At 58.1% G+C, this 22,193-nt stretch carries 21 protein-coding genes and 1 riboswitch; of the genes, 9 read left to right on the plus strand and 12 right to left on the minus strand.

From position 1 onward, the window contains the following. Both moaB and moaA read right to left on the minus strand, forming a co-directional pair. Positions 1-516, minus strand: a complete 516-nt coding sequence (gene moaB / locus JOE09_RS07335; protein WP_105591129.1) for a molybdenum cofactor biosynthesis protein B — start codon at positions 514-516, stop codon at positions 1-3. 15 nt (positions 517-531) lie between these two features. Further along, positions 532-1,518, minus strand: coding sequence for a GTP 3',8-cyclase MoaA (moaA, locus tag JOE09_RS07340; protein ID WP_105591128.1), 987 nt, complete (start codon positions 1,516-1,518; stop codon positions 532-534). Then, a riboswitch (molybdenum cofactor riboswitch) is annotated at positions 1,509-1,646 on the minus strand. It overlaps the preceding gene by 10 nt. Positions 1,647-1,809: 163 nt before the next feature. On the opposite strand from moaA, the gene JOE09_RS07345 reads away from it, so the two are divergent. Further along, complete coding sequence (locus JOE09_RS07345) at positions 1,810-2,718, plus strand: gluconeogenesis factor YvcK family protein (protein ID WP_200547720.1); 909 nt, start codon at positions 1,810-1,812, stop codon at positions 2,716-2,718. 171 nt (positions 2,719-2,889) lie between these two features. On the opposite strand, the gene uvrB is transcribed toward JOE09_RS07345, so the two are convergent. After that, on the minus strand, positions 2,890-4,914 hold the full coding sequence (gene uvrB / locus JOE09_RS07350) for an excinuclease ABC subunit UvrB (protein ID WP_200547721.1): 2,025 nt from the start codon (positions 4,912-4,914) through the stop codon (positions 2,890-2,892). Between the two features lie 838 nt (positions 4,915-5,752). On the opposite strand from uvrB, the gene JOE09_RS07355 reads away from it, so the two are divergent. Next, on the plus strand, positions 5,753-6,469 hold the full coding sequence (locus JOE09_RS07355; RefSeq protein ID WP_105591125.1) for an ABC transporter ATP-binding protein: 717 nt from the start codon (positions 5,753-5,755) through the stop codon (positions 6,467-6,469). A gap of 63 nt (positions 6,470-6,532) precedes the next feature. Here the strand turns inward: JOE09_RS07355 and bioD are convergent, their stop codons facing one another. From bioD to bioB, 4 genes are read right to left on the minus strand one after another with little or no spacing between them, the layout of a single operon-like run. Continuing rightward, positions 6,533-7,204, minus strand: a complete 672-nt coding sequence (gene bioD / locus JOE09_RS07360; RefSeq protein WP_205065328.1) for a dethiobiotin synthase — start codon at positions 7,202-7,204, stop codon at positions 6,533-6,535. Continuing rightward, complete coding sequence (gene bioC / locus JOE09_RS07365) at positions 7,197-7,955, minus strand: malonyl-ACP O-methyltransferase BioC (protein ID WP_205065329.1); 759 nt, start codon at positions 7,953-7,955, stop codon at positions 7,197-7,199. The genes bioD and bioC overlap by 8 nt, the downstream gene beginning before the upstream one ends. After that, positions 7,939-9,090, minus strand: a complete 1,152-nt coding sequence (bioF, locus tag JOE09_RS07370; protein WP_205065330.1) for an 8-amino-7-oxononanoate synthase — start codon at positions 9,088-9,090, stop codon at positions 7,939-7,941. Before bioF ends, bioC begins: the two co-directional genes overlap by 17 nt. Next, the gene (gene bioB, locus JOE09_RS07375; RefSeq protein ID WP_105591121.1) at positions 9,090-10,121 is read right to left on the minus strand and encodes a biotin synthase BioB; all 1,032 of its coding nucleotides are present in this window, start codon (positions 10,119-10,121) and stop codon (positions 9,090-9,092) included. The genes bioF and bioB overlap by 1 nt, the downstream gene beginning before the upstream one ends. Before the next feature lie 88 nt (positions 10,122-10,209). On the opposite strand from bioB, the gene bioA reads away from it, so the two are divergent. The 3 genes from bioA to JOE09_RS07390 all read left to right on the plus strand — a co-directional run bounded on the left by bioA (position 10,210) and on the right by JOE09_RS07390 (position 13,358). Next, positions 10,210-11,502, plus strand: coding sequence for an adenosylmethionine--8-amino-7-oxononanoate transaminase (gene bioA / locus JOE09_RS07380; protein ID WP_205065331.1), 1,293 nt, complete (start codon positions 10,210-10,212; stop codon positions 11,500-11,502). A gap of 98 nt (positions 11,503-11,600) precedes the next feature. Further along, entirely contained in the window at positions 11,601-12,647 is a 1,047-nt protein-coding gene (locus JOE09_RS07385) for an NADP-dependent oxidoreductase (protein ID WP_205065332.1), read from the plus strand. A gap of 234 nt (positions 12,648-12,881) precedes the next feature. Beyond that, positions 12,882-13,358, plus strand: coding sequence for a kinase inhibitor (locus JOE09_RS07390; RefSeq protein ID WP_105591118.1), 477 nt, complete (start codon positions 12,882-12,884; stop codon positions 13,356-13,358). A gap of 150 nt (positions 13,359-13,508) precedes the next feature. On the opposite strand, the gene pgl is transcribed toward JOE09_RS07390, so the two are convergent. After that, entirely contained in the window at positions 13,509-14,495 is a 987-nt protein-coding gene (pgl, locus tag JOE09_RS07395) for a 6-phosphogluconolactonase (RefSeq protein ID WP_205065333.1), read from the minus strand. 113 nt (positions 14,496-14,608) lie between these two features. On the opposite strand from pgl, the gene JOE09_RS07400 reads away from it, so the two are divergent. Then, a complete protein-coding gene (locus JOE09_RS07400; RefSeq protein ID WP_105591116.1) occupies positions 14,609-15,427 on the plus strand; it encodes a pyridoxal phosphatase in 819 nt (272 codons plus the stop codon). On the opposite strand, the gene modC is transcribed toward JOE09_RS07400, so the two are convergent. The 4 genes from modC to JOE09_RS07420 form a co-directional block, all read right to left on the minus strand. Next, on the minus strand, positions 15,428-16,486 hold the full coding sequence (modC, locus tag JOE09_RS07405; RefSeq protein WP_205065334.1) for a molybdenum ABC transporter ATP-binding protein ModC: 1,059 nt from the start codon (positions 16,484-16,486) through the stop codon (positions 15,428-15,430). It abuts the gene before it with no gap. Beyond that, positions 16,486-17,175 carry a molybdate ABC transporter permease subunit gene (gene modB / locus JOE09_RS07410; RefSeq protein WP_105591173.1) on the minus strand — a complete coding sequence of 230 codons (690 nt, stop codon included), beginning with the start codon at positions 17,173-17,175 and terminating at the stop codon, positions 16,486-16,488. The genes modC and modB overlap by 1 nt, the downstream gene beginning before the upstream one ends. Continuing rightward, positions 17,175-17,948, minus strand: a complete 774-nt coding sequence (gene modA, locus JOE09_RS07415; protein ID WP_105591114.1) for a molybdate ABC transporter substrate-binding protein — start codon at positions 17,946-17,948, stop codon at positions 17,175-17,177. Before modA ends, modB begins: the two co-directional genes overlap by 1 nt. A gap of 169 nt (positions 17,949-18,117) precedes the next feature. After that, positions 18,118-18,270, minus strand: coding sequence for an AcrZ family multidrug efflux pump-associated protein (locus JOE09_RS07420; RefSeq protein WP_105591113.1), 153 nt, complete (start codon positions 18,268-18,270; stop codon positions 18,118-18,120). A 153-nt stretch (positions 18,271-18,423) separates the two neighbouring features. On the opposite strand from JOE09_RS07420, the gene modE reads away from it, so the two are divergent. The 3 genes from modE to galT all read left to right on the plus strand — a co-directional run bounded on the left by modE (position 18,424) and on the right by galT (position 22,193). Then, positions 18,424-19,203: a molybdenum-dependent transcriptional regulator gene (gene modE, locus JOE09_RS07425; protein WP_205065335.1), complete on the plus strand. Its 780-nt coding sequence runs from the start codon at positions 18,424-18,426 to the stop codon at positions 19,201-19,203. Positions 19,204-19,277: 74 nt separating this feature from the next. Continuing rightward, positions 19,278-20,744: a molybdate ABC transporter ATP-binding protein ModF gene (modF, locus tag JOE09_RS07430; RefSeq protein ID WP_205065336.1), complete on the plus strand. Its 1,467-nt coding sequence runs from the start codon at positions 19,278-19,280 to the stop codon at positions 20,742-20,744. A gap of 402 nt (positions 20,745-21,146) precedes the next feature. Next, positions 21,147-22,193, plus strand: coding sequence for a galactose-1-phosphate uridylyltransferase (gene galT, locus JOE09_RS07435; protein WP_205065337.1), 1,047 nt, complete (start codon positions 21,147-21,149; stop codon positions 22,191-22,193).

A 22,193-nucleotide genomic window follows, 5' to 3' on the forward strand; every position in this document is an offset into this window, starting at 1 on the left:
TCAAAGCTTCTTTACATGTGAAACGAAATTGCACGGACGCGTTCTGGCATCCAGCTGATCCTGAATGATGCGCTCCCAGGCCAGCTGGCAGGCGGACGTTGACCCCGGCACGGCAAGGATCAGCGTCTGGTTGGCGATGCCACCTACCGCCCGTGATTGCAGCGTTGAGGTACCGATATCTTCAAATGAAACCATGCGAAACAGCTCGCCGAAGCCTTCAATTTCGCGGTCAAACAGCGGCAGTAAGGCTTCCGGGGTGCTGTTTTTACTGTTGAAACCGGTGCCGCCGTTGATCAGCACCACCTGCATATCCGTGCTGGCGATCCAGCTGGATACGACAGCACGAATGCGGTAGCGGTTATCCGGCACGATGGCGCGATCGAGCACCTGGTGCCCGGCTTCGCTCACCGCCTCTTTCAGCCAGTCACCGGACGTGTCGCTGGCCAACGTATGCTTGTCCGACACGGTAAGAATCGCCACGTTGAGTGCGATGAACTCCGCTGTACCTTTACCCATAATCAAATCCTTAGATTAACCGCCGATAAACGAGAGGTTTTGTGTGATGCCGGTATTGCCCTGGTGCAGGAAATGCGTCTGCTTTTTATGGCTGAGGCTGCTGGCGATACGCGCCTGCAGGGCGTCCTGCTGATCGTCATTCTCCAGCAGATCGCGCAGCGGCACGCCGCCGTCACCGAACAGGCAAAGATGCAGTTTACCGACGGCCGAGACGCGTAGCCGGTTACAGCTGGCGCAGAAATCCTTCTCATAGGGCATGATCAGACCGATTTCCCCCAAATAGTCGGGGTGGTGAAACACCTGTGCCGGGCCATCGCTGCGCGCGCGCGCCTGCAGGACCCAGCCGTGCTCAAGCAGATACTGACGAATAGATTCACCGGAGACGTGCTGCCGGCGAAACAGATCGCCGCCTTCACCGGTTTCCATCAGTTCAATAAAACGCAGCTGAATGGGACGCGTGCGGATCCAGCCGAGGAAGGAGTCGAGCTGGCGGTAGTTAACGTCACGCATCAGCACGCTGTTCACCTTCACCTTGCTGAAACCGGCGTCGAAGGCGGCATCAATACCGCGCATCACTTCTTCAAATTTATCCTGGCCGGTGATGGCGTGAAACTGGCGGGGATCGAGGCTGTCGACGCTGACGTTAATCCCGGTCAGCCCGGCATCTCGCCATTGGGCAACGTCACGCTTCAGTCGATAGCCGTTGGTGGTGACTGCCAGTTGGCGGATACCTTTGTTTTCGCGAACGGCGGCTATAATATCGGTGAAGTCACGGCGCATTGAGGGCTCCCCGCCGGTGAGACGCACTTTTTCAGTGCCCGCGGCGGCAAACGCCCGGGTCACACGGCGGATTTCATCCAGCGAAAGGAAGCTTTTATTATTTGCGCCCTGCGGCCGATAGCCGTCGGGGAGACAGTAGGTGCAACGAAAGTTGCACACGTCAGTGATCGATAAACGCAGGTAGTAAAAACTACGGGCGTAATTATCCGTGAAATTTAGCACCAGCTACACCTTTCCAATGTCGGGAGATGCAGGCATTTCTTTCTGCACCCTGGCAACTCGAGGTTGCGGCCAGGACACCGTATCCGCTTAAAGACTTAGGTATCAGGGCTAAGTGTGATTTACCGCTCATCGGTAAACCAAGTTGGTTAAAACTTTAACGCTAAAGCAGGCTGGATTCCAGTACAAAGTTTCGGTATATATTATGATATATAACGATTTTTCCGCATTTTCGCCGCCGGTTAGCGTAAAATGCTAAACATAATGATTCTTGTAGCGTGATGAAAAAATTCTATGCGTAATCGCACGTTAGCCGACCTCGATCGCGTGGTGGCTCTGGGTGGCGGGCACGGTCTGGGCCGTGTGATGTCTGCTCTTTCTCCTTTGGGTTCTCGTCTGACCGGGATTGTCACCACCACCGATAATGGGGGCTCCACCGGGCGAATTCGCCGCTCGGAAGGCGGCATTGCCTGGGGCGATATGCGTAACTGCCTTAATCAGCTGATCGCAGAACCGAGTGTGGCTTCCGCCATGTTTGAGTACCGCTTTGCCGGAAACGGCGAGCTGGCCGGGCATAATCTCGGCAATCTGATGCTGAAATCCCTCGACCACCTCAGCGTACGCCCGCTTGAAGCAATCAATCTTATCCGCAATTTGCTGAAGGTCGATGCATTTCTGATCCCGATGTCCGAGCAGCCGGTGGATCTGGTGGCCGTCGATGCAGAGGGGCATCTGGTGTACGGCGAAACCGAGATCGATCAGATGAGCCAACGGCCGCAGGAGCTGAGGCTGTCGCCGGTGGTCAGCGCCACCCGCGAAGCCGTAGAAGCGATTGCCGAAGCCGACCTGATTCTGATTGGCCCCGGCAGCTTTTACACCAGCCTGATGCCGGTACTGCTGGTGCCTGAACTGGCACAGGCGCTGCGCCGCAGCCCGGCCACCATGGTGTTTATCGGCAATCTGGGCAAGGAACTCAGCCCGGCGGCGGCAAAACTGACCGTCGCCGATAAACTGGAGATTATGGAAAAAGCGATTGGCAAGCGGGTGATTGACGCACTGGTGGTCGGCCCGGTCAGCGATACCAGCCTGCTGAGCGACCGGGTGGTTGTACAGGAGCCGCTGGAGGCTAACGATATTCGCTATCGCCACGATCGCCAGCTGCTGCGCAATGCGCTGGAGCACGCCATCCAGGCGATGAACTAACTAAGCGAAAAACAGCACCGCTACGCTCCCTGGTCGCCTTGCTCTGAGTCAGCCTGCCCCGCAAGACTGTGCGCTACGGGGCCGGATTCAGGATAGTGAGTCATCATTACCCATTGCCTCACTGCCGCGACGTTCCCATCTGTGAAGAGCCGCCAATCAGCGCGTCGTTGCTTACGACGCGGCGATAAACAGCTCCCGCACCTGATGCAGCTTATCGCGCACCTCGGCGGCCTCCTCAAACTCAAGGTTCTGCGCATGCTGCTGCATTAGCGCCTCCAGTTCGTGGATGCGTTTCTGCAGCCCCTGCGGCGACAGATCCACATAACCCGGATCGTCTTCCACAATGCTGCGGCCCTTCATGCTGCGCGGTTTGGCTTTGTTTTTCGCCAGCCCCTGCCCCAGCTCCAGAATGTCGGCAATTTTCTTGTTCAGCGCCTGCGGCACGATACCGTTTTCTTTGTTAAAGGCGTCCTGTTTCTCACGGCGGCGCTCCGTTTCACCAATGGCGCGCTCCATCGACGGGGTGATCTTATCACCGTACAGAATCGCTTTACCGTTGAGGTTACGCGCCGCACGGCCGATGGTCTGGATCAGTGAACGTTCAGAACGCAGGAAGCCCTCTTTATCCGCGTCGAGGATCGCCACCAGCGAGACTTCCGGCATATCCAGCCCTTCTCGCAGCAGGTTGATACCCACCAGCACATCAAACTTGCCGAGGCGCAGGTCGCGGATAATTTCAACACGCTCAACAGTGTCGATGTCGGAGTGCAGATAGCGTACCCGCTCGCCGTGCTCTTCCAGATACTCGGTTAAATCTTCCGCCATGCGCTTGGTCAGCACCGTCACCAGCACGCGTTCGTTAATCGCCACCCGCTGGCGAATCTCCGACAGCAGATCGTCAACCTGGGTACTGACCGGGCGCACTTCGACGATCGGGTCGAGCAGACCGGTTGGGCGCACCACCTGATCGATCACATCACCGCCGGATTTTTCCAACTCGTAATTTCCCGGCGTGGCGGAAACATAGATGGTCTGGGGAGCCAGCGCCTCAAACTCTTCAAACTTCATCGGGCGATTATCCAGCGCCGAAGGCAGGCGGAAACCGTATTCCACCAGCGTCTCTTTTCGCGCCCGGTCGCCGCGATACATACCGCCGATCTGCGGAATGGTGACGTGTGATTCATCAATCACCAGCAGGCCATCGGGAGGCAGATAGTCAAACAGCGTCGGCGGCGCTTCGCCCGGACCGCGCCCGGAAAGATAGCGCGAGTAGTTTTCAATGCCCGAGCAGTAGCCCAGCTCATTCATCATTTCCAGATCAAACTGGGTGCGCTGGCTGATACGCTGTTCTTCCAGCAGTTTATTGTTGGCCAGCAGCACCTGGCGGCGATCGGCCAGTTCCACTTTGATCTCTTCCATCGCCTGCAAAATACGCTCACGCGGCGTCACATAGTGGGTTTTCGGATAGATGGTGTAGCGTGGGATCACCGAGGTAATTTGCCCGGTCAGCGGATCGAAAATCGACAGCCGTTCCACTTCTTCGTCAAACAGTTCAACCCGCAGCGCGTAATCGTCGGACTCCGCCGGGAAAATATCGATAACCTCACCGCGTACGCGGAACGTGCCGCGCTGGAAGGCCTGATCGTTGCGGGTGTACTGGAGTTCGGCCAGCCGCCGCAGAATGGCGCGCTGGTCAATCACCATGCCGCGCGTCAGGTGCAGCATCATCTTCAGATAGAGGTCGGGGTCGCCCAGACCGTAAATCGCCGAGACCGACGCCACCACGATCACATCACGGCGCTCCAGCAGCGCCTTCGTCGCCGACAGGCGCATCTGTTCAATGTGTTCGTTTACTGAGGCATCTTTCTCGATAAAGGTATCCGAGCTGGGGACGTAGGCTTCAGGCTGGTAATAATCGTAATAGGAGACAAAGTATTCCACCGCATTGTCGGGGAAAAACTCCTTCATCTCGCCGTACAGCTGCGCTGCCAGGGTTTTATTGGGTGCCAGCACCATGGTTGGCCGATTGAGATCGGCAATCACGTTGGCGACGGTAAACGTTTTTCCTGAACCCGTTACCCCAAGCAGAGTCTGGTGAGCCAGCCCGTCTTCCAGACCCTCTTCCAGACGGCGGATCGCCTCAGGCTGATCGCCAGAGGGTTTAAAATCGGAGTTGAGTTTAAAGACTTTGCTCATTAGCAGGCTACCTGATGGAAATATGCACGAACCGGGTTCTAATTCTACTCCGCCATCGCCAATTTGCCAGTTAAAAATACTGGATAAATTAACAGTTAATTTGCATAATGCGAATCCAGAGGGCAGAGCCGCACTTTTGTCGGACAGTACGCAAACGACTGCGCATAAACTGTTACCGGGTTATCCCCAGAAATTTTGTTATATTAACATTTGTCAAGCGTCGGTAGTTAAAAGCGCGGCCGACTTTGGTTCAAGAATCCCCGGCGCTTGATTTTAGTTAAAGTGCTGATTTTAATAAAATTTAATAACAAGCCGAGTTTCGCACCAATCAGAGCCAAAGCCGCGCCCGCTCTCGCTTTACGCAAGTTTTCACAATCTAATACACAAGGTTATCCACAGTAACAGTGGATAACTGATTACAGCGCTTGTAACGTCTGATGTGTATAAATCGTCCCCATCGCTCATAACCGCGGCTAAATATTTTTTTTTGTTTTTTTTTTCACACTTCAACGCACCTTTTTGGATAAGAAAAGGCGGAATTCTGCATAGCCAGTAGGAATTTTAAGCATCCCCCTCTTTCAGACTTCAGCTCACTCCTGCCATTTCACGCAGCATCTGCACCACAATTGATTAGCCCGGAGCACTATCGGGGTGCAGCCCGCTGATTACCGTCAGAAATTGTTTAACGTTTCTGACAAATAGAGCCGCAGAACGGAGAGTTCATCGAGTTTTTCATCGTTATGTAGAGATGGCCCGTTAATTGCTTGTTAAATAGTACGCCAGCTAAATCGCCCTGTAATGCGGGTGCAATCGGATACTGTCTGGAGGAGAGTGCAAGATGCTGAGTTTACGTTCAATCAATCAATTTTATGGGCAAAACCATATTCTGTGGGATGTGGACCTCGATCTTCCCCCCGGCACCTGTACCGGCATCATTGGCCGCCCCGGGATGGGGAAGACTACGCTGGTTAACTGCATCATGGGCCACCTGCCGATCAACAGCGGTTCGATGATTTGGCAAGAAGGCGATCTGCCGCCGCAGGATTTGCTGCTGCAGCCGGTAGAGCGGCGTGCTGCTCTCGGCATTGGCTATGTTCCACAGGGCAGGCAAATTTTTTCTCAGCTTAGCGTGGAAGAGAACCTGCAAATCGCCCTGCTGGCCGGTGCAGGACAGGAGCGCCACCGGGCTATCCCGCAGATGGTTTATGACCTGTTTCCGGCGCTTTATTCGCTACGCCAGCAGCGCAGTGGCGAACTGCCCCTCGACCAGCAGCAGCATCTGGCGCTGGCCCGTGCGCTGGTACTGGAACCTAAGCTGCTGATTCTGGACGATCCGACCGAAGGGATGTCGCCGTGGCTGGAAGAGGAAATGGGCAATCTGATCCACCGGCTGAATCATGATTTCGGCATGACCATTTTGCTGCTGGAACAGCGCCTGTCGTTTATCCGCCGGGTGGCCGATTACTTCCTGCTGCTGCACCGCGGGCGAAACGTCGCCCACGGTAAAATGGCGCTGCTGGATGAAGGCGTGGTGAATACCTGGCTGACGGCCTGAATAGCGCTGTCAGGAGTGGCATCCCGGCGTTATTCCAGCGTCTTCGCATCGGGGCGTCTGCCGTTACGGCAGCGACAGATACTGCCCCAGCTGCGCCCTCTGCGCTTCATCGGGCAGATAAGGGATCTCCCCCAGCAGCGGCGAAGGCAGCAGCCGTCGTAACGTCGCCATATACTCCGCGTGACGCTTGCCGGCGGGCTGTACGCAGTTGGCAATCCAGCCCACCAGCGTCAATCCACTCGCCTGAATCGCCTGCGCGGTCAGCAGCGCGTGATTGATGCAGCCCAGCTTAACGCCCACTACCAGAATCACCGGCAGCTGCTCCTCTACCACCCAGTCGGCAAAGGTTTGATCCGCTGACAGCGGGGTAAACCAGCCTCCGGCACCCTCGGTCAGTACCCAGTCAGCGTGCTGCGCTACCGACGCCAGCCCGGCGGACAGCTGGCTGAAGGCGATGGGACGCTGCTCTTCCGCACTGACGATATGCGGTGAGGTGGGTTCCATAAACGCCAGCGGATTGACCATCTCGTAGGGTAAATCGATGCTGGAAAACCGCTGTAGCAACAATGCATCTTCATTGCGTAAACCTTCGGGTGTGACTTCACAGCCGGAGGCCACCGGCTTATAGCCCGCACAGCGATAACCCGCCGCGCTGGCGGCCTGCAGCAGCGCACAGCTGGCGGTCGTTTTGCCTATTTCCGTATCGGTTCCGGTCACAAACCAGCGTTTACTCACGTTCAATCACTCCTAAAATCAGTTTCCAGCTCAGCAGGCAGCCGCGCCGATCGCGGCTCCAGACGTGCTCAAGCTGCTGTAGTCGTTCCCGGTTAAGAAAATGGCTTTCCCGACCACGATGTAAATGCGTCACCCCGGTCCCTTTTAGCGAGCGTATCGTGCTAATGGCGTCCGGGTAGGCCAGCGTCAATGTGAAACGGTGCAGTTGTAAATTCATGCCGGCCCCGGCCTGCGCGATCTCGTTGGCGGTCAGCTGCGGGTTGAGAGGAGCCTCGGCTCCCAGCGCCTGCCACGCGGCCGTCACTTCGTGCAGCGATCCGGCTTCGAGGGTAGAAAACAGCACCTGTCCTCCCGGGCGGGTCACCCGATACAGCTCGCTCAGCCCCTGGCGCAGATCGCTGCACCACTGTACGGCAAGATTGCTCCAGCAGCGGTCGAAGCTGGCATCCGCGAACGGCAGCGCTTCGATATCCCCCAGCCGGTAGTCCGATGCGACCGCCGATGATTCCGCCTGACGCAGCATTTCTGCCGAGAGATCCAGCGCGGTCACCCGATGGCCGTTCTGCTGCCAGCGCTGGCTGAACCAGCCGGTACCGCAGCCCGCGTCCAGCACCTGCATTGTGCTCCCGCGCCTCGCCAGCGCCATCAGCCGTTCACCGCACAGCCGTTGCAGCTCGGCGTGCTGGTTATAGCCCGATGCAGCGCGGCCAAAGGCCACGGCAACCGCCCGTTTATCAATCTCCTGTAGCATGCAGCACCTCCAGCAGGCGATCGATATCATCCGGCAGATGCGCCGCGCTCAGCGTAATGCGCAGCCGCGCGGTGCCGGGCGGTACGGTTGGTGGTCGAATCGCGCTCACCCAGCAGCCCAGCCGCCGCAGCCGCGCAGCCAGTTCCACGGCGGCCCCTTCCTCGCCCACTAACAGCGGCTGAATCGCGCTGTCGGCATTCATCATCTGCCAGCGCAGACCATCGGCTCCGGCGCGAAAACGAGCGATATTCTGCCGCAGGCGCTGGCGCAGTTCGTCACCCTGCTGCACGCAGCGCAGCGCCTCCTGCAGTGCACAGACCTGAGCGGGCGGCATGGCGGTGCTGTAAATCAGATGGCGGGCAAACTGCAGCATAAACTCGGCGGTGTCGTCATCGCACAGCAGCGCCGCACCGCTGACGCCGAACGCTTTACCAAAGGTAATGATTTGCAGATCGGGCTTAACTTCCTGCTGCCAGCAGCTGCCCCGCCCCTGTTCACCGCAGACGCCAATGCCGTGCGCATCATCCACCAGCAGCCAGGCGTTATGCTGCTGCGCAAGCTGATGCAGCGCAGTCAGCGGCGCGCTGTCGCCGTCCATGCTGAAGACGCCCTCCGTGACCACCAGCGTTTCACCGCTGCACGGGCCCGCCAGCCTGGCGGCCAGCGCCTGCGGCTGGTTATGGGCAAAGCGGCGCAGCGTCGCCGGGCTGTGGCAGGCGGCCTCCAGCAGCGAAGCGTGGCTGAGTTTGTCGGCCAGGATGCGATCGTCTTTACCCGCCAGCGCGGCGATGATCGCCTGATTGGCGGCAAAACCGGAGATAAACAGCAGCGCGCGGGGGTAGCCCAGCCAGTCGGCCAGCTGCTGCTCCAGATCCACCTGCGGGGTGCGAAATCCGGTGATATGCGCCGAGCCGCCTGCGCCAACGCCATAGCGCGCCGCGCCCTGCTGCCAGGCATTCACAATGCGCGGGTGATGGCTCAGCCCGAGGTAATCGTTGGCAGAAAAGTTGAGGTAGTCCGTCCCTGCGATGCTCAGGCTGCGGGCGTCGGCCTGCTGGCAGGGCGTGCGCTGGCGGTACTGACCGTTTTGGCGGCGCTGCTCCAGCGACTGCTTAACGCGTTGCGGCCAGCTCATTACAGGGCCGCGTTGTAAAACTGTTCGGTGTCAGCGGTCATCAGCTGGGCGGCAAGCGCCTGCTGCTGTTCGTTATCCCCGGCGTGGGTCGCGGTGTGCTGCGGGTTCAGGCCCAGCTTACGGAACAGGATCAGATCTTTATCCTCCTCCGGGTTCGGCGTAGTCAGCAGCTTGCAGCCGTAGAAAATCGAGTTAGCCCCGGCCATAAAGCACATCGCCTGGGTCTGCTCGCTCATCTGTTCACGCCCGGCGGAAAGACGCACGTGGGAACGCGGCATCATAATTCTTGCCGCCGCAATGGTGCGGATAAAGTCGAATGGATCGACGTCCTCGTTATCCGCCAGCGGCGTGCCCTTCACTTTCACCAGCATATTGATCGGCACGCTTTCCGGCGGCGTCGGCAGGTTCGCCAGCTGCACCAGCAGTCCGGCACGGTCGTTGACCGTTTCGCCCAGGCCGACGATGCCGCCAGAACAGACTTTAATCCCGGCATCACGCACTTTTCCAAGGGTGTCCAGACGCTCCTGATAGCTGCGGGTGGTGATGATGCTGCCGTAAAATTCCGGCGAAGTGTCGAGGTTGTGGTTATAGAAATCCAGCCCGGCGGAGGCCAGCCGCTGTGCCTGCTGCTCGCTCAACGTACCGAGGGTCATACAGGTTTCCATCCCCATCGCCTTCACTCCCTGCACCATCTGCTCCAGATAGGGCATATCGCGCTCGTGCGGATTTTTCCACGCCGCCCCCATACAAAAACGACCGGAACCGGCGGCTTTCGCCTTGCGCGCGGAGTTCAGCACCTCCTCCACCTCCATCAGCCGTTCGGACTCCAGCCCGGTTTTATAGCGCGCGCTTTGCGGGCAGTACTTGCAGTCCTCCGGGCAGGCTCCGGTTTTGATCGACAGCAGCGTGCTGACCTGTACCTGACGCGGGTCAAAATGCTGGCGGTGGATCTGCTGCGCTTCAAACATCAGTTCGAGAAACGGCTTATCAAACAGCGCCTGCGTCTGTGAAAGGGTCCAACGTTTTGCCATTGCTTGCTCCAAAAAAGTCTGTCATTTGTCTTCACGGCCTGGTTATACTTGTAAACTAAATTTTTTATTTTTGGTTTACAAGTGATTTATGAATGCAGCCGATCTTGCTTTTGACCGTGACCATATCTGGCATCCCTATACCTCAATGCGCGATCCGCTGCCCTGCTATCCGGTGGTCGCCGCGCAGGAATGTCGGTTACAACTGGCCGATGGTCGGCAGCTGGTTGACGGCATGTCGTCATGGTGGGCGGCGGTTCATGGCTACAACCATCCGCGCCTGAATCAGGCGTTACAGAACCAGATGGCGCAGATGTCGCACGTGATGTTCGGCGGTATTACGCACCCGTCGGCAGTGGCGCTGTGCCGTCGGCTGGTCGCCATTACTCCCGCACCGCTGGAATGCGTGTTCCTGGCGGATTCCGGTTCGGTGGCGGTTGAGGTGGCGATGAAGATGGCCCTGCAGTTCTGGCAGGCGCGCGGTGAGAAACGTCAGCGCTTTCTGACCCTGCGTAACGGCTATCACGGCGATACCTTTGCGGCGATGTCGGTGTGCGATCCGCAGAATTCAATGCACAGCCTGTATCAGGGCTATCTGCCCGAGCATCTGTTTGCCCCCGCCCCGACGTGCCGGTTTGACGACCCGTGGCGCGAAAGCGATACCGACGCGCTGGAACAGCTGATCGTGACCCATCATCGTCAGCTCAGTGCGGTGATCCTCGAGCCGATCGTGCAGGGTGCGGGCGGGATGCGTTTCTATCACCCGCGCTATCTACAGCGGGTACGTGAGCTGTGCGACCGCTATCAGCTGCTTCTGATCGCCGATGAGATTGCCACCGGCTTTGGCCGCACCGGCAGGCTGTTTGCCTGCGAACACGCGGGGATCGCCCCGGATATTCTCTGCGTCGGTAAAGCCCTGACCGGCGGCACGATGACGCTTTCGGCGACGCTGACCACTCGCCGGGTAGCGGACACCATCAGCAACGGGGCGGCGGGCTGCTTTATGCACGGCCCGACGTTTATGGCCAATCCGCTGGCCTGTGCGGTGGCGGCCGAGTCGCTGGCGATACTGGAAGAGAACCACTGGCCCGAACAGGTCGCGGCAATTGAAGCGCAGCTGCGGGCGGCGCTGATGCCGTTAAAGGCCGCGGCGGAAGTTGCCGATGTGCGAGTGCTGGGTGCGATTGGCGTAGTGGAAACTCACCGGCCGGTGGACGTGGCCGCCATTCAGCGCTTCTTTGTGGAGAGCGGCGTGTGGATACGTCCGTTTGGTCGCCTGATTTACCTGATGCCGCCCTATATTATTTCCAGAGACGAGCTGGCAAAGCTGACCGCAACGATTGCCGCCGCCGTGGATAATCCGCAGCTTTTTAAAATAACCTGAAGGCACGCAGCGCGAGGCAGCCGCAGGCCGTATGCACTACGCTTTTAGCATTGTGTGTACGGCACTGAAGCCGGGCACGAGATAGCGGAGGTTCTTTTATGCCACAAGATAAGCAAACCAATCGTCGCATCCTGCTGGCTTCGCGCCCGCACGGCGCACCGACGGAAAACAATTTCCGTCTGGAAGCCCAGCACGTCCCTGCCCCAAAAACCGGCCAGGTGCTGCTGCGCACCGTGTGGCTGTCACTCGACCCGTATATGCGCGGGCGGATGAGCGATGCGCCTTCCTATGCGCCGCCCGTCGGGCTGGGCGAGGTGATGTGCGGCGGCACCGTCTCGGTTGTCGAACAGTCTGAACATGCCGACTACGCCGTCGGTGACTGGGTGGTCAGCAACAACGGCTGGCAGGATTTTTCCCTGTCCGACGGCCGCGACTTATTTAAACTCAGCGGCCCGGTGCTTAAGCATCCCTCCCACGCCTTAGGGATTCTGGGCATGCCGGGCTTCACCGCCTATATGGGGCTGCTGGATATCGGTAATCCGCAGCCGGGCGAGACCGTGGTGGTGGCCGCAGCGACCGGCGCAGTTGGCTCACTGGTGGGCCAGATTGCCAAACTGAAGGGTTGCCACGTGGTCGGTATTGCCGGCGGCGCAGAGAAATGCCGCTATGCCGAACAGGTGCTGGGCTTCGACCGCTGTCTGGATCATCGCGATGATAATCTGGCACAGCAGCTCAGCCGCCACTGCGCGGAGGGGATCGACGTCTATTTTGAAAGCGTGGGCGGCAAAGTGTTTAACGCCGTGCTGCCGCTGATGAATACCAAAGGGCGCATTCCCGTTTGCGGTCTGATCGCCGACTACAACAGCACGAATCTTCCCGCCGGACCGGACCGCCTGCCGCTGCTGCAAAGCGCCATCCTGCGTAAACGCCTGCGCGTGCAGGGCTTCATTATCAATCAGGATTACGGCCATCGCTTTGACGAATTCTTCCGCCAGATGAGCCAGTGGGTGGCGGAGGATCGTCTGGTGTTCCGTGAAGATGTGGTCGACGGTCTGGATAACGCACCGGAAACGCTGATTGGCCTGCTGGAGGGGAAAAACTTTGGCAAGGTGGTGGTGCGGGTAGCGGGCGATACGCCAGCTTAAACGCGGCAAAGGGTATCATCCCTGTATGCGTTGCAGTAAATGAACTCAGGTACAGATATCCAGGCAATGCGGCTTCATCGCTCATAAAGATGAAGCCGTGAGCCACGAATACTTCACTGATGAACGCGGCGGCATGTGATACCTTTTCAGCATTGGCTGCGCAGGCAGCCGGGAAGACCTTTGCCGCCGCAGCGCGGCTGAAAATAGCTGACATCTTCAGTGACAGGAGAAGGAATGAAACTGTTTAGCACGAGTTTTAACGATGGCGATAAGCTGCCGGAGCGCCAGGTATTAAATGCCATGGGCTACCAGGGTGAGAATTTGTCGCCGCATCTGGCGTGGGATGAGGTTCCGGCCGGAACCAAAAGCTTTGTGGTGACCTGCTACGATCCCGATGCGCCGACCGGCTCCGGCTGGTGGCACTGGGTGGTGGCAAACCTGCCTGCGGACACCCGCGAACTGCCGGAGGGTGCCGGTTCTGGCGTCGCCGAACTGCCGACCGGATCGCTGCAAACCCGCACCGACTTCGGTAGTGCCGGTTACGGCGGCGCGGCACCGCCGAAAGGTGAACACCACCGCTATATTTTCACCGTTCACGCGCTGGACGTGGAAAAGCTGGACGTGGACGAGAACGCCAGTGCGGCAATGGTCGGCTTTAACGTACATTTCCATACGCTGGGCAGCGCGGCGATTACCGCTATTTACGCCTGATCGGCGCTCAGAAATGGCGATCGCGCAGGCTATAATTCTGCGCGACCGCAAGATTTCGACGTTACGCGGCCATTATTCAAATCTGGCAGTCGTCGCGCATAAAAAAAGGCAATCTTCGGATTGCCTTTTTTATTACCCGTCAACGGGCGATCAGAGCGCGCTGATGGTGACCCACATCGGTCCCTGGCCTACCGCATAGCGCGCCAGCTCCTGCAACAAGCCGTTATCCGCGGCGATTTTGTACACCGCGATATGGTGCGATTTCTGACCTGCCGCAATCAGATACTGCCCGGTGCTGTCGATGTTAAAACCGCGCGGCTGGGTTTCCGTCTGCTGGTAGCCTTCAATCGTCAGCGTCGCGCCGTCGTTGCCGATGCTGAACACGGTGATCACACTGGCAGTGCGATCGCAGCTGTAGAGGAAGCGGCCATCCGGGGTGATGTGGATGTCGGCCGCCCAGCGCGTGTCGCTGAAGCCTTCCGGCATCATATCCAGACTCTGCACCTTCTCGACTTTTTCACCCAGCGCCCAGACGTCGACGCTGCTGTCCAGTTCGTTGACGCAGTAGGCAAACTTCTGGTTCGGATGGAACACCATATGGCGCGGACCGGCACCGACGGTGGTATTCACTTCTGCCTGAGCGCGTGGAGTCAGCTCGCCGTTCTGCGCCAGCTCGAACAGCGCGATACGGTCCTGCTTCAGCGCCGGAACAAACAGCGTCCGGTTATCGAGGTCGATATTCGCCGAGTGGCAGCCGTCCAGACCCTTAATTACCTGAGCTGGTTCGCCCGGCAGACCATTGTCGCCAATCGGGCTGACGCTGACGCAGGCATCGTTATACGAACCGACGAAGATAAAGCGCCCTTCACGGTCGGTGGAAATGTGGGTCGGGCTGCCCGGCAGCGATGCGTGCCCCGCTTCTTTCAGTTTGCCTTCACTGTCGATTTTATACGCCAGCACGCGGAAGTCCGGACGGGCGCCCACGTACAGGAACGTTTTGTCCGGGCTGACCACCATTGGCTGAACCTGGCCCGGCGCATCGACAACCTGCAACAGCGTCAGCGCGCCATCCTCATTCAGCTGCCAGGCATGGATCTGCTGGCTCTCAGGGCTGGCGGTATAAACAACGTGTTTCATGAATGCTCCTTGTTAAGTCTTCGGGGTCGTAATCATTGATTGCGTTCGTCGGTTTTGTGGCCGGCGTCACAGGGTGTACACTCTTTAACTCACATTTAGTCACGGAAACGCATATGAGCTATCGCATCATCGCCCTTGATCTGGACGGCACGCTTTTAACGCCGAATAAAACCATTCTTCCCGAATCGCTGGAAGCGCTGGCTAAAGCGCGCCAGGCCGGGGTAAAAGTGTTGATCGTTACCGGTCGCCATCATGTTGCTATCCATCCTTTTTATCAGGCACTGGCGCTGGATACACCTGCAATCTGCTGTAATGGCACCTATTTGTATGATTACCAGGCGAAAAAAGTCTTACATTCCGATCCGCTGCCAAAAGATCAGGCGCAGCGCGTGATTGAAATGCTCGACGACGCCGCGATTCACGGCCTGCTGTATGTGGATGATGCCATGCTGTACCAGGCCGAAACCGGTCACGTGACCCGCACCATTAACTGGGGTCTGACGCTGCCTGAATCCCAGCGTCCGACGTTCCTGCATGTCGACAGCCTGGCCGGTGCGGCGCAGAGCGCACAGTCGATCTGGAAATTTGCCGTTTCTCACCAGGACACGGCGGAACTGCAGCGCTTCGCGCAGAAGGTTGAGGATGAACTCGGCCTGGCCTGCGAGTGGTCGTGGCACGATCAGGTCGATATTGCCAAAGCCGGTAACAGCAAAGGCAAACGCCTGGCAGAATGGGTAGCCGCAGAAGGCTATCAGATGAGCGACGTGCTGGCCTTTGGCGACAACTACAACGACCTGAGCATGCTGGAAACCGTGGGTCTGGGTGTGGCAATGGGCAACGCCGACGAGGCGATTAAAGCCCGCGCCGGGCGCGTGATCGGCACCAACCTTGAGCCGGGCATTGCCGAAACCATTTACCGCGAAATTCTGTAATCAGGGCGTGATTGACACGCTTTTGATCTGCGCGTAAAGCAGCATATCCGGTTTAATTTCCAGTTCATCGCGGGCCCAGGGCGTGATACGCGCCCAAAGCTCGCTATCCCCGACCTGCAGCTTCACTTCCACCTGATTTTCGATCTCCAGCAGCTCCACCACCCTTGCCGGGATAACGTTGCGAATACTGCTGTTGACCGGTGGTTCCAGCACCAGCGAGACGTCCGCCGCATTAATACGGATGCGCATCGGCGTTTGTAACGGCGCAGCAATGCGACTGACCCAGATACGCTCCTCGCCCAGCGACAGCGCGGTCATCTCGTAGTGCGGATGCTGTTCCTGTACCTGCACGCGCAGCACGCTGCTCTGCTCGGCGCGCGGCAGCCACGGGCGCATGGCGCTGCTTGCCCATACGTCTTCCAACGGACCGTTGGCGATGACCGATCCTTTATCCAGCACCAGTACGTTTTCGGCCAGGTGCAGCAGCTCATCCAGGCTGTGGCTGACATAAAGCATCGGAATGTCGACCTCTTTCGCCAGCTTTTGCAGATAGGGCAGCAGCTCGCGCTTGCGCGGCAGATCGAGCGAGGCCAGCGGTTCATCCATCAGCATGATCTCGGGTGCAGTCAGCAACGCACGGCCGATGGCAACGCGCTGTTTTTCACCGCCGGAGAGTGACCACGGGAAACGGGACAGCAGCGGTTCGATGCCCAGCAGCTGAACCAGACTGTCGAACTGCGGGCGCATGCTTTTCGCCATGCCGTATTCCAGGTTGCCGCGCACCCGATAATGTGGGAACAGGCGCGCGTCCTGAAAAACATAGCCGACGCGGCGCTTTTCCGGCGGCAGCCAGATACCTTTAGCCGTATCGCTGAGCACCCGGCCGTTGAGCACAATGCGCCCCTGCTGCGGCACCGTCAGCCCACCAATGGCGTTAATCAGCGAGGTTTTCCCCGCGCCGGACACGCCAAACACGGCGGTAATTCCCTTACCCGGCAGGCTGGTCTGCACATTAAGCAGGCAGTCGCCCAGCTGCTGGCTGAAATCGAGTTCTAACATTAAAGACCTAAACGCTTACGACCCCAGCGGGTCAGCCATTCGGAAACAAGCAGAGAAAACAGCGCCAGCACGATAGCAATCACGCACAGTCTGGCGGCAGCGCCTTCTGCACCCGGCGTTTCAATCAGCGTATACATTGCCGACGGCAGCGTACGCGTTTCACCCGGGATATTGGAAACAAAGGTGATGGTGGCACCAAATTCGCCCAGAGAGCGGGCAAAAGCCAGCACCGTACCGACAATAATCCCCGGCAGGGTCAGCGGCAGCGTGATGGTCAGAAACACCCGCCAGCGCCCGGCACCCAGCGTGCGGGCTGCCTGCTCCAGCCGGGTATCAACCGCTTCCAGCGCCAGGCGAATGGCACGAACCATCAGCGGGAAGGCAATCACCGCCGAAGCCAGCGCGGCACCGCGCCAGCTAAAGGCAAAGCTGAAGCCAAACCAGTCATACAGGTATTCGCCAATCACACCGCGCCGCCCGAAGCCCAGCAGCAGCAGATAGCCCACCACCACTGGCGGCAGCACCAGCGGCAGGTGGATAATACTGTCGAGCAGAGTTTTACCGGGGAACTGACGGCGGACCAGCAGCCACGCCATCAGGATACCGAACGGCAGGCTGCATGCCACCGCCACCACCGAGACTTTCAGGCTGAGCGCCACCGCCTGCCATTCGGGATCGCTGAGGAACATCATGACTTAGGCGCAAATCCATACTGTTTGAAAATCGCTGCCGCCTGTGGCCCCTTCAGGTAGTCATAAAAGGCGCTGACGCTGGCATTTTTATGATCTTTCACGATAGCTACCGGATATTCGACCGGCTTGTGGCTGTCAGCCGGGAAGGTGCCGACCACGGCGACTTTCTTGCTGGCTACCGCATCAGAACCGTAAACAATGCCGTACGGGGTTTCATCACGCTCGACCAGTGCCAGAGCGGCACGAACGCTGTTGCTGCGCGCCATCACCGGAGACAGCTGATCCCAGGCGCCCAGTTTTTCCAGCGCTTCTTTGGCATAGATACCGGCCGGAACGTGGTCAGGATCGCCCACCGCCAGGCGCTGGCCGTTCAGCAGCGTTTTCCAGTCGGTGGTTTTGCTGATATCCACTTTCTGCGCTTTGGCAGAGGCTGGCGCCACCAGCACCAGATCGTTACCCAGCAGAGTAAAACGGCTGGATTCATCGATGGTTTTCTTCTCTGCGGCGTAGTCCATCCACTGCTGGTCGGCAGAGATAAACAGATCGGCCGGAGCGCCCTGCTCAATCTGACGGGCCAGGGTAGAGGATGAAGCGAATGAGGAAACGATTTTGACATCTTTCCCTTTCTCATACTGGCTGGCGATATCCTGCAGGGCGTTGGTCAGCGAGGCCGCAGCAAAAACGGTAATGTTATCCGCGGCAACCGCGTGGCCACTGATGCTCAGGGTGACGACCGCAGCGGTCAGCCAGGTATTCATTTTTACAGACATGCACTTCTCCAGAGAGGTTCGTTATGTAGGCAATAATATAGCGATAGCGCGGCCGAACGTCACAGAAAAATCGATGAAGAGGAACAGAACATTATTTGAGGTCAATTTCACAAAAGCGGATAGCGGGGAAAACAAACGCCCGGTAAACCGGGCGTGAGGGGAAAACGTGTTACTGCTGGTTTTTAACCGGGCGGTCACGGTGCCCGATTTTAGAAATGACGTTGAAGACTTCACCTAATCCATAAATCAGACCAAGGATAATCGCCATCACAACCGGGACCATCAGGATCGCTACAGCCAGGCCTTTCAGTAATTCCAGCATGGAAGCCTCATTTCGCTGAACAAAAAAGTTATTGTAACGACAGAACACAGGATTGCACTGACCTTTTGTGCTTTCGTGCTGAATTTATTCCCCACGCATCCGCATCCCCTGCTGCTACAATCCGGCAATGAGATGATGAAAATGGAGAGCAAAATGCAGGCCGAAATTGCCCTGATTCTGAAGTTACAGCAGCGGCTGTTTGCCGATCCGCGCCGTATTGAACTGCTGCGCCAGATAAAGGAGAGCGGCTCGATCAGCCAGGGGGCGAAACTGGCAGGGATCAGCTATAAGAGCGCCTGGGATGCGATTAACGAGATGAACCAGCTGGCCGACCGCACGCTGGTTGAGCGCGCCACCGGCGGTAAAGGCGGCGGCGGGGCCATCGTTACACCCTACGGCGAGCGGCTGATCCAACTCTATGCACTGCTGGAACAGATTCAGCAGAAGGCATTTGATGTTTTACAGGACGATGCGCCACTCGGCAGCCTGCTGGGCGCAATCGCCCGCTTTTCACTGCAAACGAGCGCCCGAAACCAGCTGTACGGCACCGTCGTCAGCCGCGACAATCTGCCGGTACAGCAGCATGTTACGGTACAGCTGGCCGACGGTGACACCCAAATTAAGGTCGCATTGACCGAGCAGAGCGCCAACCGCCTGCAGCTGGCGGAGGGCAAAGAGGTGCTGGTGTTGATTAAAGCGCCGTGGGTTGGCATTACCCAGGAAAGCGTCAGCGCGGACAATCTGCTGGCGGGCCACATCAGCCAGATCGAACAGGGTGAAAGCCGCAGCGAAGTGCTGGTGACGCTCGGCAGCGGTGAAACGCTCTGCGCCACCGTTGAAAATCAGCTTATCGCCCAGCAAAAACTGCAGCCCGGCTCTGCGGTGACAGCATATTTTAATGCCGATCGCGTCATCATCGCGACGCTGCTCTGAATCATCGGGCAGGATTTGACATTGTACGGCAGGAAGCCCCTAATAACCGTGTGATGCATAAAATGGAATGAATAATGTCAATGTTGCAAATTACGCAAGGCATATTTCGCCTGAGCGATACCCGAACTCTGAACCTGAACGATCTGACTTTACGCGCCGGTGAAAGCTGGGCATTCGTCGGGGCCAACGGCAGCGGTAAGTCGTCGCTGGCCCGCGCCCTTTCCGGTGAGCTCCCCTCCTCTAAAGGCCAGGCGATCGGCGATTTCAGGCACCCCGTGCGCCTGTCGCTGGAACAGCTACAGAAACTGGTGGCCGACGAATGGCAGCGTAATAACACCGACCTGCTCAGCCCCGGCGAAGAAGATACCGGACGTACGGCGGCTGAGATTATTCAGGATGAGGTGCGCGACCCGGCGCGCTGCCAGCAGCTGGCGGAGAAGTTTGGCATTACCTACCTACTCGATCGCCGCTTCAAATACCTTTCCACCGGGGAAACGCGCAAAACCCTGCTGTGCCAGGCGCTGATGGCGCAGCCCGACCTGCTGATCCTTGATGAACCGTTTGACGGGCTGGATGTGGCTTCGCGCGCTAATCTCGCCAGTGTGCTGGGGGAACTGCAGCGGCCTGATTTCACCCTGGTGCTGGTGCTGAATCGCTTTGATGATATCCCCGACTTCATTCAGCAGGTGGGCGTGCTGGCGGAGTGTCATCTCAGCCATACCGGCCCGCGTAAAGCGATCCTTGCCGAGGCGCTGGTCGCCCAGCTGGCGCACAGTGAAAAGCTGGACGGCATGACGCTGCCGGAACCCGACGACGCGGAGGCCATTCCCCAGCTGGCCGCCGACGCGCCGCTGATTGTGCTGCGCGACGGCGTTGTCTCCTATAACGATCGCCCGATCCTCCACCATCTCGACTGGCAGGTCGATCGCCAGCAGCACTGGCAGATCGTTGGCCCGAACGGCGCCGGTAAATCGACGCTGCTCAGTCTGATCACCGGCGATCATCCACAGGGCTACAGCAACGATCTGACGCTGTTTGGCCGCCGTCGCGGCAGCGGCGAAACCATCTGGGATATCAAACAGCATATCGGCTACGTCAGCAGCAGCCTGCATCTTGATTACCGGGTCAGCAGCAGCGTGCGCAATGTGATTATCTCCGGCTATTTTGATTCCATCGGCATCTACCAGGCCGTCTCGGATCGTCAGCAGGCGCTGGCAAAACAGTGGCTGCATCTGCTGGGCATGGAAAAACAGGGCGATACGCCGTTCCACGATCTCTCCTGGGGCCAGCAGCGGCTGGTACTGATCGCCCGTGCGCTGGTTAAACACCCGGCTCTGCTGATCCTCGACGAACCGCTACAGGGGCTGGACCCGATTAACCGCCTGCTGGTACGCCGCTTTGTCGATGTGCTGATCGGTGAAGGCCGCACTCAGCTGCTGTTTGTTTCCCACCACGCGGAAGATGCCCCGCAGTGCATTACCCATCGTCTGAGTTTTATTGCCGATGGCGATCGCTACGGATATTTGCAGGAAACGCTGTAATTCCTGCGCCGGGCGGGTTCGTTCGCGGACCTGCCCTGCCCTCCCCTCAATTCTGGTGGAACTTACCCGGTGTTATTCTCTTCATACCCATTGGCACTCTTCCTTCCCGTTTCTGCATGACTTATCTCAAACACGGACGCGGCTCTACCTCTTCACTCCATTGCGTTTTATCCAGATTTACAGTGACCGGCACATGGTGTAAATCACATTGTGTAATCGCTACCACTAATTCACTACCACAAGCTTGCGAAATTGTGGCCACCCTTTACTCTTAGCGACATTGTCATTTTTAAAGCTTGTGTAAACGATTCCATTTTTTCCATTTCGATCACGCTTTCCGCACCGCGACTGTGCTATTTTTTTATCAGATCTGACGCAGACAGAAGGTATTCAGGACTTAACATGCAAAAATTTAATCCGGTGGATCATCCACATCGTCGCTACAATCCGCTGTCCGATCAGTGGATTCTGGTTTCCCCGCATCGCGCCAAACGACCATGGCAGGGCGCGCAGGAAACACCCTCGCAGGATAAGCTGCCTGCGCACGATCCCGACTGTTTTCTCTGCCCGGGCAATACCCGCGTAACCGGCGATAAAAATCCCGATTACACCAGCACCTATGTCTTTACCAACGACTTTGCGGCGCTGATGACCGATACGCCGGATGCCCCGGAAAGCGATGATTTACTGATGCGCTGCGAAAGCGCGCGCGGAACCAGCCGGGTGATCTGTTTTTCCCCCGATCACAGTAAAACCCTGCCGGAACTGACGCTCGATGGTCTGATTGATGTGGTGAAAACCTGGCAGGAACAAACCGCTGAGCTGGGCCAAAGCTATCCGTGGGTGCAGGTCTTTGAGAATAAAGGCGCGGCGATGGGCTGCTCCAACCCGCATCCGCACGGCCAGATTTGGGCCAACAGCTTCCTGCCGAATGAAGCGAAGCGCGAGGACGATCTGCAGCGTGCCTGGTATGCCAAAAACGGATCGCCAATGCTGGTTGATTACTGCGCACGCGAACTGCAGGACGGCAGCCGTACGGTAGTAGAAACCGAGCACTGGCTGGCCGTGGTGCCGTGGTGGGCGGCATGGCCGTTTGAAACCCTGCTGCTGCCGAAAGCCAGCGTGAAGCGCCTCACCGATCTCAGCGACGCGCAGCGCGACGATCTGGCGCTGGCAATGAAAAAGCTGACCAGCCGCTATGACAACCTGTTCCAGTGCTCGTTCCCCTACTCCATGGGCTGGCACGGTGCGCCGTTTAACGGCGAAGACAACGAACACTGGCAGCTGCACGCACACTTCTATCCACCGCTGCTGCGTTCAGCAACGGTACGTAAATTTATGGTCGGCTACGAAATGCTGGCTGAAACTCAACGTGATTTAACGCCGGAACAGGCAGCCGAACGTCTGCGTGCCGTCAGCGATATCCATTTCCGCGAAACCGGAGCATAA

The organism is Pantoea coffeiphila (assembly GCF_016909495.1).
GTDB classification, from domain to species: Bacteria; Pseudomonadota; Gammaproteobacteria; order Enterobacterales; family Enterobacteriaceae; genus Erwinia; species Erwinia coffeiphila.